Genomic DNA, 16,105 nt, shown 5'->3' with positions numbered 1-16,105 from the left:
CCCGCCTGCTTTCACGACTGCGCGGCGACGTCGCCCAAGGCCTCGTCGATCGCTTGAAGAATGGCGCCGGCATCCGCTTCGGTCATCGGCGTCGACAGCGCGAACAGGCCGTAGCTGGCGGAGAGCACGCCACGGCCAATCAGGCCCTTGTGGAAGGTGTCGAATTTTTTCCGCTCAGCCTGGCCGGGGTAGATGGAGCGGTAATCCGTGACCGGATGCGACGTGAAATGAACCTTGAACAGCGAGCCGAGGCCGACGCATTGGCCGGCAAGCCCATGCTTTTCGAACGAGGCGGTGACCCCGTCGCGCGATAACTTCCCGAGACGGTCGAGATGGGCAAAGCTCTCTTTCGTCAGAGCCTGCATCGAGGCAAGGCCGGCGCGCATGGTGACCGGATTGGCGGTGAAGGTGCCGCCATGCGGAAGCGCTGGTTTGCCGGCGGTCGGATCGAACACCGCCATGACATCGGCGCGCCCGCCCACGGCGCCGACAGGAAAACCGCCGCCGATGATTTTTCCGAGCGCCGTCAGGTCGGGCTCGATGCCCCACAGCCCTTGCGCGCCCGACCATCCCAGCCGGAACGAGATGACCTCGTCGAAGATGACCAGCGCGCCCGCCGCGTGGGCGATCTCCACCATGGCGTGAAGGTAGTCCCGGCGCGCCGGGATCAATCCCGCGCGGTTGGGCATCGGGTCGATCAGCACCGCCGCGACGGTGTTACCCTCGGCGGCGAAGACGGCGCGCAGCGCCTCGCTGTCGTTGAAGGGCACGGCGATCACGTCGTCCAGCACGCCGCGCGGCGTGCCCTTGGCGTAGGGCGTGGACCTCGGCAGATCGCCCCAGTCGGCGGGCGACGAGTCGAGGCTGACCTCGGCGAAATCGTAGGAACCGTGATAGGCGCTCTCGATCTTGACGATCTTCGGCCGTCCGGTGAAGGCGCGCGCGGCCTTGATCGCCATCATCACGCCTTCGGTGCCGGAGTTGGTGAAGCGGACCTGGTCGACCGAGGGCAGCCGCTCGACCAGGAGTTCGGCAAGCTCGATCTCGCTCAGCGTCGGGGCGCCGAAGGCCGTGCCGGAGGGCAGTTGCTCGGCTACTGCCGCGGTGACGTCCGGATGCGCGTAGCCGTGGATCATCGAGGTGAAATTGTTGATGCAGTCGTAATAGGAATTGCCGTCGACATCCCAGACCCTGCAGCCGTCGCCGCGCGCGGCGTAGATCGGAAACGGATCGACGAAGACCGTAGTGCGCGTGTTGCCGCCCGGCATCACCTTCCTGGCGCGCTCGAACAGGGTTTTCGATCCGGGCATGGCGTCGGGATAATGCGGCATGGCTCTCCGAAGGCGAATTCGACTTGTTGGAACAGCAGCGCATCCGCCGCTCGTCACGAAGCTAAGGTTCGTTTCCGCGCTGGCGCAATCGGCCAGGCCGGGCATGCGACCCGACCAGGGACATCCCGATCATTTCGCGGCGGCTGCAGCCGCGCGGTTCGGGTGCCTGAGATTGGTCGGCGTGATGCCGGTCTGCTGGCGGAAGACGCGGCTGAAATGGCCGGCATTGGCAAAGCCGCAGCGATAGGCGATCTCGCCGATCGCCAGGTCGCTGCCTTCCAGCAGCGACCTGGCGTAATGAACCCGCAGCGCCAGATAGGCGGCCATCGGGCCGATGCCGAGCTCGGCGCCGAACAGGCGCTCGAGCTGGCGGCGCGAGCAGTTCTGCCTGGCGGCGATCTCGGCCACGGGGATCGGCTCCTGCAGATTGCTTTCCATCAGGAGCAGCGCCCGCTTCACCGCGCGGCTCGCGGCGGCGGGGAAAAGGTCGCCGACCGGCTGCACGTCGCGGCTGGAGCGGATGCGGTCGAGCACCAGGATTTTCGCCGCCTTCTCCGCCGCCTTCTGGCCGATGAATTGCGAGACGAAATAGCCGGCGAGGTCGGCCGCTCCCGTGCCGCCGGCGCAGGTGGCGCGGCCGCGGTCGACGGAATAAAGGCTGTCGGCATGGGCGTTCACATCGGGGAACTCGGCGCGAAAATCCTTAATGTGGAACCAGCTGACCGCGGCGCTGTAGCCGTCGAGCAGGCCATAGCGCGCAAGCACGAAGCTGCCGGTGCAGAGGGCGGTGAGCGGCACGCCTTTCGCGGCGGCGCGCAGCAGGAACGCTTCCTTTTCCGAACTCAGCTTGCGGTTGGTGTCGAGCAGGCCGCCGACCACCACGACATTGTCGAAATCCTCCGGATTGCCCATCGCCCTGGTCGGCAGCAGTTCGACGCCGCAGCTGGCGCGGATCGGCAGGCCGCGCTCGCCGACGATCTCCCAGTCGAACTCGATCCTGCGGCTGCGGTCGCCCTCGTCGCCGGCCAGCCTTAGCGTATCGATGAACAGCGACAGCGGCGACAAGGTGAAATCGCGCACCAGGAGAAATGCGAACTTCTTGGCCATTCGCGAGCCGACCTCTCATTCGAGCCAGGCGCCATCCTGGACCGCCAGCCGCGACGTTTATCAACCGGCGAACGGACTGGATAGCGCGTGGCCTTGAATAGCGGTTTGGACCGTTGCATGATTCCTCGCGCGCGCTTTCGGCGACCGCCGGGCGTCGCAATCCGGCACGGCGCCATCATCGCCGGACCTTCATCGAAAGCCGCGGAGCCATCGGGCGATGACGACCATCCATCAATTCGCTGTGTCGGAAGGGCAGGAATGGGTGCTGCCGGTCGATGACGAGACCTACGAGGAGTTCTTGGGCCTCGACGGACGCTCGCTGGAGGGCTGGCAGCCGCCGGTGATGCGGCGCGTCGAGGAAGGCGAGCGGCTCTATTCCGATTTCCCATGGCTCGGCGAGCACGCGCCGCTTTTACGCCGGCCGGCCGTCGACGCGCTGGCGGCGGCGCTGCGGCCCTATGGCGAGCTCGTCGCGCTGCGCGGCGAGAAGGTCTGGCTGCTCAACGTCACCAATGTGATCGACGCGCTGGACGAGCCTCGCTCGCAGATCGTCCGCTTCGAGGACGGCGACATATTGGCGATCGAGCGCTACGCCTTCGACGCGGAAAAGATCGGGACGGCGGAAGTGTTCAAGCTGCCGATGCGGGCCTCCCCGGTCTTCGTCAATGAGGTGTTCGTCGAACGGGTCCGCAAGGCCGGGTTGCGCAACGTGTCGTTCGAGGCGGTATGGGCATCGGGAACGGCAATCGCTTGACGAATAACAGCTATTCCAATCATTGAGGTGGCGTCGTCCCTCATCCGCCTGCCCGCACCTTCTTCAGGGCAATCGCATGGGTGGTTCCTCCGTCCCGTCGCTGCTTCGCAGCGCCGAGACGGAGTGGGGGAACCCCCTAGGCGATTTGGCCGCATCCGCTGTGCCGCCGCCCTGGCCCGTCCGCTGGGCGCATCTGGAGCATCGCTCTGGCCCAACCCGGACATGCACGAACGGGATGGCCATTATAACCAGACGCTTTATAACGGTCGCTGACATAGCGACGACCAAGGGGAGACGATGCGTTACATACGTCCGCTTTCAATCGAAGATGCCGTTGGCGAACTCGCCAAGGCGGTAGGACCGGCCGCGATCCTGGCCGGGGGCAGTGACCTTTTGGTGAGGATGAAGGGCGGCTTCATCGAGCCGGAGCTGATCGTCGACATCAAGCGCATCGGCGGCCTGGCCGACGTCACCGAAACGGCCGACGGGTTCCGGATCGGCGCCGCGGTGCCCTGCGCGGTACTGGGCGAGAACAAGGCGCTGCGCAAGGCATGGCCAGGCGTGGTCGAGGCGGCAAACCTGATCGGCTCCAAGCAGGTGCAGGGCCGCTGCACCATCACCGGCAATCTGTGCAATGCCTCGCCCGCCGCCGACAGCGTGCCGGCGCTGGTGGCGGCCGCGGCACAAGCGGTTGTTGCCGGGCCTTCGGGCAAGCGCACCATCGCGGTGGAGAGCGTGCCGACGGGACCGGGCCGCACGTCCCTTGCCAAGGGCGAGATCATCGAGGCGATCCTGCTCGACAAACGGCCTGACCATGCGGGCGACGCCTATCTGCGCTTCATTCCGCGCACCGAGATGGACATCGCGGTGGTGAGCGCCGGCGTGAACCTGACGCTGGACGATCACGGCGCGATCAAGACCGCCCGCGTGGCGCTCGGCGCCGCCGCACCCACGGTGCTTCTGGTCGAGGAAGCCGGCCAAGTGCTGGTCGGCTCGAAGCTCGACGAAGCCACGCTGGAGCGGCTGGCCAAGATCTGTTCCGGCGCCTGCCGTCCCATCGACGACAAGCGCGGCACCATCGAATTCAGACGGAAAGTCGGGGGCGTGCTGGCGCAAAGGGCCGCCGCTATCGCCTACAAGCGTGCGGGAGGCAAATAATGGCCGGTGTAGCTGTATCAACCACGATCAACGGCGACGCCGTCGAATATCTCTGCCAGCCCGACGAGACGCTGCTGGAAGTGCTGCGCGACCGGCTGGGGCTGACCGGCGCCAAGGAAGGCTGCGGCACCGGCGACTGCGGCGCCTGCAGCGTCATCGTCGATGGCCGCCTGGTCTGCTCCTGCCTGGTGCTGGGCGCGGAAGCCGAGGGCCGCAAGGTCGAGACCATCGAAGGCATGGCGCATGGCGACCAGTTGCACCCGCTGCAGCAGAAATTCCTGGAGCACGCGGCCTTGCAATGCGGCATCTGCACGCCAGGTTTCCTGATTGCGGCCAAGGACCTGCTGACCAAGAACCCCTCGCCCACCGAGGAGGAAATCCGCTTCGGGCTGGCCGGGAACCTGTGCCGCTGCACCGGCTATGACAAGATCGTGCGCGCCGTCCAGGACGCGGCGGAAGTGATGAAGGGAGCGTAATCCATGAATTTCGATCCGCGCTACTCCGGACGCAATTTCTCCTCGGTCGGCACACGGCCGATCCGCCCCGACGGCATCGACAAGGTGACCGGACGCGCCCGCTACGGCGCCGACTTCAACATGGCTGGACAGCTGGTGGGCCGCGTGCTGCGCAGCCCGCACGCGCACGCGATCATCAAGAAGATCGACACGTCCAAGGCGGAAAAGCTCGCCGGCGTGAAGGCGGTGATCACGGCGAAGGACCTGCCCGACCTCACCGACGGCGATGCCGCCATGTACGACATCCTCGACAATTCGATGGCGCGCAAGAAGGCGCTCTATGACGGCCATGCGGTGGCCGCGGTCGCGGCGATCGACGCCCGCATCGCCCGCCAGGCGCTGAAGCTGATCGAGGTCGACTATGAGGTGCTGCCGCATGTGACCGATGTCGACGAGGCGGCGCAGCACCATGCGCCGCTGATCAACGACCAGGTCTTCACCGAGGGGCTGGAGGAAAAGCCGGCGAAACCCTCCAACGTCACCAAGCGCACGCAGTTTGGCCATGGCGATGTGCACAAGGGTTTTGCCGAGGCCGATTTCATCGTCGAGCGCTCGTTCAAGACCGAGCAGACGCATCAGGGCTATATCGAGCCGCATGCCTGCGTGGCGAGCGTCAACCCGGACGGCACCGCGGATCTGTGGGTCTGCACGCAGGGCCATTTCGTCTACCGCCAGCATTGCGCGCAATTGCTTGGGCTCGAGGCCTCGAAGCTGCGCGTCACCTCGTCGGAGATCGGCGGCGGTTTTGGCGGCAAGACCCATGTCTGGGCCGAGCCGGTGGCGCTTGCCCTGTCGCGCAAGGCTGGCCGTCCGGTAAAACTGGTGATGACCCGCGACGAGGTTTTTCGCGCCTCGGGCCCGACCAGCGCCACCTCGATCGACGTCAGGATCGGCGCCAGGAAGGACGGCACCATCACCGCGGCGGAAGCGACGCTGCGCTATAGCTGCGGCCCCTATGCCGGCTCCTGGGCCGAGATCGGCGCCATGACGGCGTTCGCCTGCTACAAGCTCGAAAACGTCAAGACGGTCGGCTACGAGGTGCTGGTCAACCGGCCGAAGACGGCGGCCTATCGCGCGCCTTCGGCGCCGATGGCTGCCTTCGCGGTGGAAAGCTCGATCGATGAGCTTGCCCGCGAGATCGGCATGGATGCGGTGGACTTCCGCATCAAGAACGCCGCGCAGGAAGGCACCCGCGCCTCCTACGGTCCGGTCTACGGGCCGATCGGCATCGGGCCGACGCTGGAGGCGGTGAAGAAGCATCCGCATATGAAGGCGCCGCTGAAAGCCAACCAGGGGCGCGGCATGGCCTGCGGCTTCTGGTTCAATTTCGGCGGCCAGACCTGCACCGACCTCAACATCGGCATGGACGGCTCGGTGTCGCTGGCCGTGGGCACGGTGGATGTCGGCGGTTCCCGCGCCTCGCTGTCGCTGGTGGCGGCGGAGGAGCTCGGCATAGACTACAGCAACGTCAAGGCGATCGTCGCCGACACGTCTTCGCTGGGCTATAACGACATGACCGACGGCAGCCGCGGCACCTTCTCCTCCTCGATGGCGACGATCTCGGCCGCGCGCAACGCGATCAAGATCCTGCGCGATCGCGCCGCGCAGATGTGGGATATCCCGGTCGACGACGTGGTCTGGGAAAAGGGCCACGCCATCGCCAAGGGCGAGAAATACGGCAATTTGTCGCCGCTGTCGCTGAAGGACATCGCGGCCAAGTCGGGCACGACCGGCGGCCCGATCGCCGGCCATAGCGAGCTCGTCGCCGACGGCGCCGGCGTCTCCTTCGCCACCCATATCTGCGACATCGAGGTCGACCCCGAGACGGGTGCTGCCAGGGTGATCCGCTACACGGTGGTGCAGGATGCCGGCAAGGCGGTGCACCCGACCTATGTCGAGGGCCAGTACCAGGGGGGTGCGGCGCAAGGCATCGGCTGGGCGCTCAACGAGGAGTATATCTACGGCAAGGACGGGCGGCTGCAGAACGCCGGCTTCCTCGACTACCGCATCCCGGTCTGCTCCGACCTGCCGATGATCGACACGCAGATCCTGGAGATCCCCAACCCCAACCACCCCTATGGCGTGCGCGGCGTGGGCGAAACCTCGATCGTGCCGCCGCTGGCGGCGATCGCCAACGCAGTGTCGAATGCCGTCGGCGTGCGCATGACCCACATCCCGATGTCGCCGCCGCGGATTCTGGCGGCGCTGGACGCGGAGCGGGAAGGCTGAGAGGCATCCAAGCTTGGGTGGGTGTGTTGAGATTCAGGTCAGGCCGAGCCGAGAATGATGGCTTCCGAGAACCGGAGCGGAGCGTACTTGAAGTACGTGAGCACCGGAAGCGCAGGAAGCCGTCGTTCGCAGGCCGGCCTCACCTGAATATCGACGCACCTTGAGGCGATAATGGTCGCCGTCACCCTCTGGGGCTCGCTCAGCGCCGTCGCCGGGGGCAAGGCCAAGCACGAGATCGAGGCCAAGGACATCAGGGAGCTGTTCCGCAAGCTGGCGGAACAGTATCCCGGGATCGAGCCGTGGATCGATCGCGGGATCGCGGTGGCGATCGATGGGGTGATTTATAGGGATACCTGGGGGAAGGAGCTGCCCGAGGGGGCGGAGATTTTTCTGCTGCCGAGGTTGGCTGGGGGATAGGCAAGTATCGGCGAAATGCTCACGCCTTGAGAATGATCGTAGCGATGAGGTGGTTCATGTTCGAACCCTTCGCCCAATATTTGAGCCGATGATTGCGGCTTGATGGATTCAACACACGAGAACCCACAGCCGATGCCCACCCTAGCCAATCGGATTGACCGTTTGCCAGGAGCTCATTGCGCAAATCCTGCAACCCAAAGCGGATATCTGCAACTTCAAGGATTTTCGCTTTAGTAATAGCGGTGGCGGAACGATGGTTGAATAATACTGAAATCAGCGCCGAGGCCTTCGACGACCCCATCAACTCGTCGACTAGAATTGCACAGAACCAGAACAACTGGCTCTCAGACATACTATCTAGCCTCTTCGCTAGGCTCAATATCATCTCAGCGAGCATCTCTTTGTCTTCAAACCCTGCACAGAAAGCGTGCACGTTCTTTGCAAGATGAGGATAGGTCTCGATTATGTAAGGCAACCGCTTTTCCAGCCGGTTTGTATAGCCGCGCATAATCGTGAGCAGGAGCTCTGCATCCTCCTCTTCAATATCTGGCTTGGCGAGAATTCCGTCGATATAGACCATCTCCTCGCTGCTTAGTGGCGATTTGATGAAAGCCTTTTTTATGATCTCGGCACCGTCATCGTCATAGCCAGTCGTGATGACTACACGACGGCGGCGCAGCAATTTCTTTTTCATCTGATCGATCGCGCTGTCGATCGACGTCTCCTTGTGATTGTCTATACGCGTTTTGTGCGAATTCAGCGATAGACCCTTGTTTCCAATAAGGCGTTGAATTGTCTGAAAGTCATCCTGGATAGCCTTCCCGTCGTTAGCAAATAGAACGATATCGTCCATGAAGCGGATGACCTGGTCTGATCTAAGGTCGTGAAACTCCTCCACAAAGCGGAGAAAGTCGTTGCCGATCATTTTGGTTGGGTAAAGACCCTGCGGCAAGCAGTCGACAGATCGGCCACCCGCTATCTCACGAAGCAGCTGCCCTAGGCCCTCGGCATCCTGTTGTGGAGCGTTGCGGTCGTGGAACCAAGAAACGACATCATGATGATAGAGACTGTTGAAATACGTCGCCACATCCATGCTGTGGGAATGCCCAAAGCGCGAGCCGTAATCGGCAAGACCTCCCTTGAAGCCCTTGTACGCCTGGGTTGCCGCGATCGGAACCCCGTTCTCAAACCTATAGCCATAATGAGTACGGTGCTTGGCGTGCGGTTTTCGAAAGAGAGCGCGATTTCGATAAACGACATCATAGAGATAATATTCCGCAACAACGTCAAGCTTCACCGTACGGCGTAGATATCCTTGTGGCTTTGAAACAAACACGCGCTTTTGTGGCGCAAAACTATAAGCGAGCTCCTTTTCGTCGAGGCACTTCCTGATGTAGCTTCGTATCTCAGCTTCGCCCAACTCAACCAACACACGATTTGTTGAGAGTGGAAAAAGTGTTTTTGGGAAATCTTCCAAGAAGAAGTCCCGCGTGCTGGAGATGGCAGGTGTAGCATCCACAGTCGAAGACTTATTTTCTCTTGATCTTTTCGCCTTCGCCTCCGGTCCAACTGGTGCTTCTGTGATCTGGACAGCTTGCGGTGCCTTTACAGGCTTCTGACCTTTCTCCGTTTTGCGCGCCATGCACCAACCCCAGATCCAATGTTAGCCGAAATAGCCAGCAGGCTCCGATCGCTACCTCGGCGATAGTCGCTCGGTGACTTAGCTGACAAGCCCAATATGGCGTGGCAGCAACACTTGGCTAAGCGACTATCTCTCATTCCAAATCTGTTTACACAGCAGGAGGCGCAAGCGCCACTGGAATTACTGTATTAATCGATCGATAGGGACTTCAAAAGCCATATGTTGAAATGTCTTTCCGGTTATTTTTGGGGGTAAGGCCCAGACACCGACAGAAGAGGTTGACGCAAGCTCTCGCGATTAGTTAGCATTTGAGTATCACGTGGGAGGACACTATGTCTGGGAGCAGCGGCGGTGGTGGTGGCGGTGATTGGCGACCCGTCTCAACGGCCCCTAAACCGACCGAAGGAAGTGCGGGCGGGGGTGGACCAGTAGGCCCAGATCCATGCGTCTTCACTGAGTCAACAAACCTTGCTTCGCCGAATATCGCCGTCGTTAGTACACTGACGGTCGGGTCGGTTTTAAGCGTGGTTCTTCAGAACAATCCACTTCGTGTGGTTGCCATGTCTGGTTCGGCACTTGCTGGGTCGATTACGTCCGCCCGGCTGGCCGATATCATCGAATGCATGCGCGCAGGGCGGCAATACCAAGCACGCGTCATACAAATAAATGGAGGTGCAGTTACGGTGGAAATTTATCCGGTATGACTGCGATCGATATCGTCGGAGGCATCTATAGGGAAAAGTGTGCCTTCCCCTATTGGGATCAAATATTTGGATCGGCGGGTCGCGCTGCGACGGCGCTCGCCGGCCTTGCCGTGCCGATCCGGCTCCACAGTGCTCTGTCTAAAGGTGAAGAGTTAACGGCCGAAGCATCGTTCGGCGCGGCAGGCGTTGATCTATTCCTCTCGCGCAGGAACGAACCGATAGAGTTCGAGTATTTACATAGTCTCGCGATACCACGAATTTCGCCGCAACCAATGATAAATTCCGTCAATATGCCAGCCGTTACGGGCGAGATCGTAGTCAAATTTGGAATGATGGAGGCAGATCCCCAGGTTGACGCCAATTACGGAATTTACGACCCCCAGTCGGCGTTGAATCCGTTGACATTCTCGAGTGCCAGGTCCCGGGCCAAGCATCTCGCCATTGTTGCCAATCGAGGCGAGGTATTGAAGATGACATATGCAAGTTCTGTCGATGACGCCGTTAGGCTGATCTTCGATATACAAAAAACCGAGGTCGTCATCGTAAAGGATGGTCTTAATGGAGCAACCGTCTATTCAGATGGCGTGAGCCAACCCATTCCGGCTTACAAAACCCGAAACGTATTCTCGATTGGTTCGGGAGATGTCTTCGTCGCCGCCTTCGCATATGCTTGGGCATATAAAAAGATGCAGGCAACTGCAGCTGCAAATTTTGCAAGTTTATCGACGGCGAACTATGTCGAGACCCGGACGCTTCCCATTGAACCTCCCAGCGATGAGACATCAACCAAGCGTGAAGTGGCACATCGAACCGGAGGGCGAATTTATTTAGCGGGCCCGTTCCGGGAAACCGGACAGCGTATGCTTATCGACGACGCGCGGTCACAGCTCCAAGCCCTTGGTATGGGAGTATTCAGTCCAGTCCATGACATCGGCCCAGGCGCGGCGGAAGTCGTCGTTAGGCAAGATTTGGCGGCCATTCAGCAGTGTGATGCCGTTTTCGCGATTCTGAACGGCGGCAGCCCGGGCACGGTCTTCGAAGTCGGCTACGCAAGCGCTTTGGGCAAACCAGTCTTCTGCGTCACGCAGAACATGAGGGAAGTCGATCTAAAATTGCCAAAGGGAGCTGGCGCCTTACTTCACGAAGATTATGTAAGTGCGCTTTTCCAGATTGCGTGGCGCTGATGCGGCGAGCCCTGTTGCTCTCCGGCGGAATGGATTCGACGTGCCTCGCATTCTGGCGGCGACCTGACTTGGCCATAACGATTGACTATGGTCACAAAGCTGCGGAGGGTGAGATTCGAGCAGCGACGGCGGTCTGTAAGCACCTCGGCATCGATCATCAATTGATTAGATGTGATCTTTCCGCATTGGGCAGTGGCGATCTTGCGGGAAAACCTGCCGATCCTAATGCACCTGCGAGCGAGTGGTGGCCCTACCGAAATCAAATGCTTGTCACGCTGGCAGCGATGGGCTGCATTCAACGCGGTATCTCCATAATCGAAATAGGCGCTCTGCGTACCGATGGTTTCCATGTTGATGGTCGGCGTGATTTCATCGAAGCTCTCAGCGCGGTGCTTTCAATGCAGGAGGGAGGGCTCAGGCTGGAAGCGCCTGCTGCCAACTATACAGCCGAAGAACTTGTCCGGGCATCGGGAGTTCCCATAGACATTCTTGCTTGGTCGCATTCGTGCCATGTCAGCGACTACGCCTGTGGTTACTGTAGGGGCTGCCGAAAACACTATGAGACGATGGAGGCAATCGGCATTGACCCTTATTGATCCGCGCCCGAACGTTGGATTCATCCCTTGCGGTGACGCAATTAGATGGCTGAACCCTCGCATCATGGACCTCGATGTGGGTTCGCGTTCGTTCGAGCAACGATCACTTGCGAGCGTTTTCCGATCACGTCGTTCCACTAGAATTTTCTCCGAGGCTCCTATTGAAGAGGTCGCGTCCGTTATTCGAGAAACGCTGCGCATCCACTTCGTTGGGGAGGGTACGAGCCACGGGCGAAAGCTAAAAGCGGTGGTCTCGGCGGGTGCGTTGCACCCCGTGAAAGCCATATTGCTTGACCGAGCCGCCGGCGCGATCGCCTACGACGATTTTGCTGATTGCTTTCTTGCAGTTGGAGTGCGGGACAATCAACATTTGGATGCATTTTTGGAGAACTGCCGGAAAGTCCTACCCCAGGCCAATGGTCACTGGGTGGCGCTAATTGCAGATAGCAGTGATCTATCCCGCCTTTACTCCCACTATCAATCACTTCTTTGGCGAGACGCAGGCGCGGTCATCCAAGCAATGGCACTGGTCGCAGAAGCTCGTGACTTGGCCTTCTGCCCACTTGGCATTCTTGGCCAGCAGGTTGTCGATGCGCTTTTGCCTGGTAACAGCAGAATCGTCCCCGTTGGGGTGGCTGCGATTGGAAAGCCCAGCTTAGATCAGATTCCCAGCTGAAGCTGGCCCGTCCACTTCTCAAGCCCCGCAGTGCGCGCTGTTGGGCCGATCCGACGCATGAAATCCCACATGACAGCGTCTAAGACGCTCGCCCGTACCTTAATCGCTTGAGCAAAACCTAAAAACAAATCTTCCAGCCGAAAATAGTCTTTCAAAGGACTCATCTTCTGGTTGAACAAATTCATCATAACGCAAGCGCGATGAAGATGGATATCAATAATCGCCACATCATCAGAATTTAGGTGGTTTCTCACGATCCAGGAAGCTGTCTTCGGGCCTATGCCAGGAAGTACAAGCAAACTGTTTCTTAGTTCCCTCGCGGAAAGGTCGGTTTCAAGGTCTTTTGCCAAAGCGAGCGCCCTGTATAAATAGGAAGCCTTCTGTCCGACAAACCTGTAGCGCCGCTCTCGTCCGGCCACCTCAAACGGCCGAGAGAGTTGATCCAATATGCCTTGTTCTGTCGCCGACCCATCAAGCAATCCATGCTGTCTCAGGCGTTCGAACGCGATTATTCCCATTTCTGCAGGAATGCCGTAACCACCTAACAAGCAGACAGCAATCTCCTCAAGTAAGTCTCGTCCGAGTCGATGTTCGACATAGCGGTTTCGCCGAATCTGCGCCTCCGACTGGTACTTCCAGAATGACGGTGTGAAAAGCTCGTCAGGTGAACCCCACGTGACTCCTGGCACCACATCCTGAAAGCGTCCGGGCAGATGGAGTTCCTCAATTTGCCCATCGATATTTATCCAAAGTCGCTGCATGTCACCCTCGTGCCTTGCAACTCCAAAGCGCTCAAGAAACACAATTCGTCTAGTAGTGCGTGCTGCCTTATCCAGACAATCCTCATAATCCTCCTTCAGGCTTGCGCGAACCTGCCGCGGCCGCCCGTCCCCCTCACGCCCCCAGCGTCGGCTCGGTGTTCACCTCCAGCGCCTCTTCCGCCTCGTCCTCCTCGCCCAGCACTTCCCCATGCACACCGAGCGCGCGGCCGATCCAGATCGGGTCGATCAGGTGGTCGCGCTTGGGGTTGGTGGTGTTGGGGTGGATGAGGATGCTCAGGCCGCCGTGGTTCAGCATCAGCCAGGGGACCAGCGTGGCGAAGATTTCGGTGGCAAAGGAGACCTGGTACATGGCCTCAGCGTGCGGGCCGACCGGCTCGTCGCGCCAGTTGCCGAGGCGTACGCGAAAACGCTCGCCGATGCGCTGGCGCAGCCATTCGGCCTGCCGGCGCTGCGCCGCATCGCCATAGTAGATATGGGCGTGGTAGCTGGCGATCTCCGCAAGCGGTCTCGGATCCTGCGGCCTGGCTTCGTTCATCGCGATGCTCCCCTCCCTGATGGTTCCAGTCTGTCGTGCGCACAGAACTCTAGGCGGTTCTTCGTTGCCTGGAAACGGCGAGCCGCTCTACAGACTGTTTAGCACCGGCGCGTTTGGCGCGTGATCGCAGAAGCCGGCGCTGGCCCCCACTCCGTCTCGGCGCTGCGCGCCGAGCCACCTCTACCCCACTTTGTCTACGCTATGCACACATCTTCTGTGACTGGCGCGACTGATCAGGCCGAGGCTTGATTGCCATGTGGTTTCCCCAATCCGTCGCCGCTTCGCAGCGCCACCTTTCCCCCCTCCGGAGGGAAAGGAAGGGAGCGCTGCTGGACGAGCGTTGACGGCAAAAAGCTTGGCACGCCTTCCTCTACCCCGTCGATCGGGGGAGAGGTGGCTCGGCGAAGCCGAGACGGAGTGGGGGTCGACCAGCGCTGCATAAGACAATGCATGCGCCAAGCTGCCATGCACGCTATCGCCAAAGGCCAGCCGCGTGGAATGTGTGCATGCCGTAGCCCATTTCATGGGGGCGAGGAACGCTAACCGCCAAGGCCGCGACCTCGGCCGGCTTTCTTGCCGCTCAGCCGCTCGACCGCGTCGACGATCAGGTCGCAGAATTTTTGATGGTCGAGCTTCATCGCCACGCTGTGGCGGAAGTTCACCTGCTCGCTCGCCGTGCCGCCGAAATGGCGCATGCCGCCCATCTTCTCGAAATTGCAGACCGTCATGCCCCTGGCCCAGCGTCCGGCGGTCTCGACGCGGATGTCGGCCTTCTCGGTGGTGAAGACGCTTGCGTCGATCATGGCCGCCACGCAGCAGGCGTCGTGCACGGCGGGATATTCGATCTGCAGGAGGCCGCCATGCGTGGTGGCGATGAATTCCCAGATATCGAGGATGAATTTGGCGATCGGGCCGCCAACGGCGCGCACCCTGTCCTGCAGCTCAGGGGTGGCCAAGGCCTGGTGCGTGAGATCGAGCCCCACGATGGTGACGTCCCAGGCGGCGCGGAACACCACGTCGGCGGCTTCCGCGTCGGCGTAGACGTTGAACTCGGCCGCGGGCGTGATGTTGCCGCGCGTGAAGCTGCCGCCCATCGCCACGACCTTCTTCACCCGGCCGACGATGCGCGGGTCCTTGCGGGCCGCGAGCGCGAGGTTGGTGTAGGGACCGACCGGCACCAGCGTGACGGTCTTCGGCTCATGCGCCATGACGGTGTCGATGATGAAGTCGACGGCATGCCGCCTGTCGAGATCGAACGAGGCCGGCGGCAGCTCGGGGCCGTCGAGCCCGGTCTCGCCATGGATCTCGATCGCCAGCACCTGATCGCCGACCAAAGGGCCGGGCGAGCCCTTCGCCACCGGCACCTCGATGCCATAGGCCGTGCAGGTGGCCAGCGCGTTGCGCGTGGTGTTCTCGACATTGTGGTTGCCCGAAACCGTGGTGATGCCGAGCAGGTCGATGTTCGGGTTGCCGGCCGCAAGCAGGATGGCGATGGCGTCGTCGTGCCCCGGGTCGCAATCCAGGATGATCTTTTCCATGGGTGGCGTCCTCCTCCTGTCGGCCGGTTGGTGCGATTACAGATCAGGCAGCAGGTAAGAGGCAGTAGGCAGTAGGGAAAGGCGACACATACTGCCTACTGCCTACTGCCTACTGCCTACTGCCTACTGCCTACTGCCTACTGCCTACTGCCTACTGCATCAGAAGCGCCTTCGGTTGAGCGGCCGCTTTGTCGCGAAGCGGACCAGATTGTCGAGCGTGCGCGGCACCGGCGCATCCCCGATCGCCTCGATGGCGCCTTTGTGCCCGGCTTCCTGCCGAAAACGCCTCGCCCACTCCTCGGTGACGTCGTCGCGCTGGATCCTGAGTTGAGAGACCGGCACCGTGGCAGGGGCCGGAACGCCGAGCAATTCGGCGACGGCGTCGAGATAGGGTTGCGGGTCCGCCAGCAGATCCTCGTAGACGAAACGGCGATAGGGCAGTTCCGAAAGGTTAAGATAGGCCCGCCAGAATGCGTAACTCTGCTCGATCTGGAAGAAAGCCTGGCTGATGCCGGCAAAGCTGTATGGAACGACGGAGCCGGCGTCCTGCTCCCGGCTCGTCCACAGCCGCGAAACGCTGGCGCGGTAGAAGGAAATCGCCTGCCTGAGCCGGTCGCGGCGTTCAAGCAGGATGAAACCCAGATCCTTGTCCTGGCGGACCTCCAAAAGGAAATCCTTGCCGCATTTTTCCTTCGACCAGATCAGGTGGCGTGGAAACACCTTGACGGCGAAGCGGCCGTTTTCGGTCGAGGATTTGCGCATGACCGCTTCCTCGAGCGCAGCATAGGCGCGCGGCTCGGAACCCAGATAGGCCGATTTGAGCCATTCAGCGGAACGGCCCATGACGCCTGTGGCATTCGTAAGGCTTCCCAGCCAATTCGAGCCGCTTCTTCCCTCGGTTAAAACCGCGACGCCTTTCAAAATGATCCCCTTTAGA

The 16,105-nt window shown here is 61.1% G+C and carries 15 protein-coding genes; 8 read left to right on the top strand and 7 right to left on the bottom strand.

Going from position 1 to position 16,105, the window contains the following annotated elements; genetic code table 11:
• Positions 1-11: 11 nt before the first annotated feature.
• Together FJW10_RS13645 and FJW10_RS13640 are read right to left on the bottom strand one after the other, a co-directional pair.
• The gene (locus FJW10_RS13645) at positions 12-1,331 is read right to left on the bottom strand and encodes an aspartate aminotransferase family protein (protein ID WP_140900498.1); all 1,320 of its coding nucleotides are present in this window, start codon (positions 1,329-1,331) and stop codon (positions 12-14) included.
• 129 nt (positions 1,332-1,460) lie between these two features.
• Positions 1,461-2,438 carry a GlxA family transcriptional regulator gene (locus FJW10_RS13640; RefSeq protein ID WP_140900497.1) on the bottom strand — a complete coding sequence of 326 codons (978 nt, stop codon included), beginning with the start codon at positions 2,436-2,438 and terminating at the stop codon, positions 1,461-1,463.
• Between the two features lie 217 nt (positions 2,439-2,655).
• On the opposite strand from FJW10_RS13640, the gene FJW10_RS13635 reads away from it, so the two are divergent.
• The 5 genes from FJW10_RS13635 to FJW10_RS13615 all read left to right on the top strand — a co-directional run bounded on the left by FJW10_RS13635 (position 2,656) and on the right by FJW10_RS13615 (position 7,511).
• The gene (locus FJW10_RS13635) at positions 2,656-3,192 is read left to right on the top strand and encodes a DUF1629 domain-containing protein (RefSeq protein ID WP_140900496.1); all 537 of its coding nucleotides are present in this window, start codon (positions 2,656-2,658) and stop codon (positions 3,190-3,192) included.
• A gap of 297 nt (positions 3,193-3,489) precedes the next feature.
• Complete coding sequence (locus FJW10_RS13630) at positions 3,490-4,350, top strand: xanthine dehydrogenase family protein subunit M (RefSeq protein WP_140900495.1); 861 nt, start codon at positions 3,490-3,492, stop codon at positions 4,348-4,350.
• Positions 4,350-4,826 (top strand): (2Fe-2S)-binding protein, encoded by a 477-nt coding sequence (locus tag FJW10_RS13625; protein ID WP_140900494.1) that lies wholly within the window; start codon positions 4,350-4,352, stop codon positions 4,824-4,826. The genes FJW10_RS13630 and FJW10_RS13625 overlap by 1 nt, the downstream gene beginning before the upstream one ends.
• Positions 4,827-4,829: 3 nt before the next feature.
• Entirely contained in the window at positions 4,830-7,094 is a 2,265-nt protein-coding gene (locus tag FJW10_RS13620; RefSeq protein ID WP_140900493.1) for a xanthine dehydrogenase family protein molybdopterin-binding subunit, read from the top strand.
• Positions 7,095-7,265: 171 nt separating this feature from the next.
• Positions 7,266-7,511: a MoaD/ThiS family protein gene (locus FJW10_RS13615; protein ID WP_140681360.1), complete on the top strand. Its 246-nt coding sequence runs from the start codon at positions 7,266-7,268 to the stop codon at positions 7,509-7,511.
• Positions 7,512-7,530: 19 nt separating this feature from the next.
• Here the strand turns inward: FJW10_RS13615 and drt5 are convergent, their stop codons facing one another.
• Positions 7,531-9,153, bottom strand: coding sequence for an antiviral reverse transcriptase Drt5 (gene drt5 / locus FJW10_RS13610; RefSeq protein ID WP_140900492.1), 1,623 nt, complete (start codon positions 9,151-9,153; stop codon positions 7,531-7,533).
• Between the two features lie 700 nt (positions 9,154-9,853).
• Between drt5 and FJW10_RS13605 the strand changes: the two genes are divergently transcribed.
• From FJW10_RS13605 to FJW10_RS13595, 3 genes are all read left to right on the top strand, one after another.
• Positions 9,854-11,041 (top strand): PfkB family carbohydrate kinase, encoded by a 1,188-nt coding sequence (locus FJW10_RS13605; RefSeq protein WP_181177523.1) that lies wholly within the window; start codon positions 9,854-9,856, stop codon positions 11,039-11,041.
• Positions 11,041-11,637, top strand: coding sequence for a 7-cyano-7-deazaguanine synthase (locus tag FJW10_RS13600; RefSeq protein ID WP_140900490.1), 597 nt, complete (start codon positions 11,041-11,043; stop codon positions 11,635-11,637). Before FJW10_RS13605 ends, FJW10_RS13600 begins: the two co-directional genes overlap by 1 nt.
• 64 nt (positions 11,638-11,701) lie before the next feature.
• Positions 11,702-12,313, top strand: coding sequence for a nitroreductase family protein (locus FJW10_RS13595; protein WP_181177522.1), 612 nt, complete (start codon positions 11,702-11,704; stop codon positions 12,311-12,313).
• Here FJW10_RS13595 and FJW10_RS13590 read toward each other — a convergent pair.
• From FJW10_RS13590 to FJW10_RS13575, 4 genes are all read right to left on the bottom strand, one after another.
• Complete coding sequence (locus FJW10_RS13590; RefSeq protein WP_140900488.1) at positions 12,298-13,074, bottom strand: hypothetical protein; 777 nt, start codon at positions 13,072-13,074, stop codon at positions 12,298-12,300. The two genes, FJW10_RS13595 and FJW10_RS13590, sit on opposite strands and share 16 nt — an antisense overlap.
• A 133-nt stretch (positions 13,075-13,207) precedes the next feature.
• On the bottom strand, positions 13,208-13,630 hold the full coding sequence (locus FJW10_RS13585; RefSeq protein ID WP_140900487.1) for a DOPA 4,5-dioxygenase family protein: 423 nt from the start codon (positions 13,628-13,630) through the stop codon (positions 13,208-13,210).
• 539 nt (positions 13,631-14,169) lie between these two features.
• Complete coding sequence (locus tag FJW10_RS13580; protein ID WP_140900486.1) at positions 14,170-15,168, bottom strand: nucleoside hydrolase; 999 nt, start codon at positions 15,166-15,168, stop codon at positions 14,170-14,172.
• Positions 15,169-15,327: 159 nt separating this feature from the next.
• Positions 15,328-16,089, bottom strand: a complete 762-nt coding sequence (locus FJW10_RS13575) for a Stf0 family sulfotransferase (RefSeq protein ID WP_140900485.1) — start codon at positions 16,087-16,089, stop codon at positions 15,328-15,330.
• Positions 16,090-16,105 lie beyond the last annotated feature (16 nt).

This window comes from Mesorhizobium sp. B4-1-1, assembly GCF_006439375.1.
In the GTDB taxonomy this organism is placed as follows: domain Bacteria; phylum Pseudomonadota; class Alphaproteobacteria; order Rhizobiales; family Rhizobiaceae; genus Mesorhizobium.
This window is presented reverse-complemented; position numbering and strand designations above follow the sequence as displayed.

Excerpts from the sequence above, each read along its gene's own strand:
- FJW10_RS13645 (WP_140900498.1), bottom strand. The coding sequence starts at position 1,331 with ATGCCGCATTATCCCGACGCCATGCCCGGATCGAAAACCCTGTTCGAG.
- FJW10_RS13640 (WP_140900497.1), bottom strand. The coding sequence starts at position 2,438 with ATGGCCAAGAAGTTCGCATTTCTCCTGGTGCGCGATTTCACCTTGTCG.
- FJW10_RS13635 (WP_140900496.1), top strand. The coding sequence starts at position 2,656 with ATGACGACCATCCATCAATTCGCTGTGTCGGAAGGGCAGGAATGGGTG.
- FJW10_RS13630 (WP_140900495.1), top strand. The coding sequence starts at position 3,490 with ATGCGTTACATACGTCCGCTTTCAATCGAAGATGCCGTTGGCGAACTC.
- FJW10_RS13625 (WP_140900494.1), top strand. The coding sequence starts at position 4,350 with ATGGCCGGTGTAGCTGTATCAACCACGATCAACGGCGACGCCGTCGAA.
- FJW10_RS13620 (WP_140900493.1), top strand. The coding sequence starts at position 4,830 with ATGAATTTCGATCCGCGCTACTCCGGACGCAATTTCTCCTCGGTCGGC.
- FJW10_RS13615 (WP_140681360.1), top strand. The coding sequence starts at position 7,266 with ATGGTCGCCGTCACCCTCTGGGGCTCGCTCAGCGCCGTCGCCGGGGGC.
- drt5 (WP_140900492.1), bottom strand. The coding sequence starts at position 9,153 with ATGGCGCGCAAAACGGAGAAAGGTCAGAAGCCTGTAAAGGCACCGCAA.
- FJW10_RS13605 (WP_181177523.1), top strand. The coding sequence starts at position 9,854 with ATGACTGCGATCGATATCGTCGGAGGCATCTATAGGGAAAAGTGTGCC.
- FJW10_RS13600 (WP_140900490.1), top strand. The coding sequence starts at position 11,041 with ATGCGGCGAGCCCTGTTGCTCTCCGGCGGAATGGATTCGACGTGCCTC.
- FJW10_RS13595 (WP_181177522.1), top strand. The coding sequence starts at position 11,702 with ATGGACCTCGATGTGGGTTCGCGTTCGTTCGAGCAACGATCACTTGCG.
- FJW10_RS13590 (WP_140900488.1), bottom strand. The coding sequence starts at position 13,074 with ATGCAGCGACTTTGGATAAATATCGATGGGCAAATTGAGGAACTCCAT.
- FJW10_RS13585 (WP_140900487.1), bottom strand. The coding sequence starts at position 13,630 with ATGAACGAAGCCAGGCCGCAGGATCCGAGACCGCTTGCGGAGATCGCC.
- FJW10_RS13580 (WP_140900486.1), bottom strand. The coding sequence starts at position 15,168 with ATGGAAAAGATCATCCTGGATTGCGACCCGGGGCACGACGACGCCATC.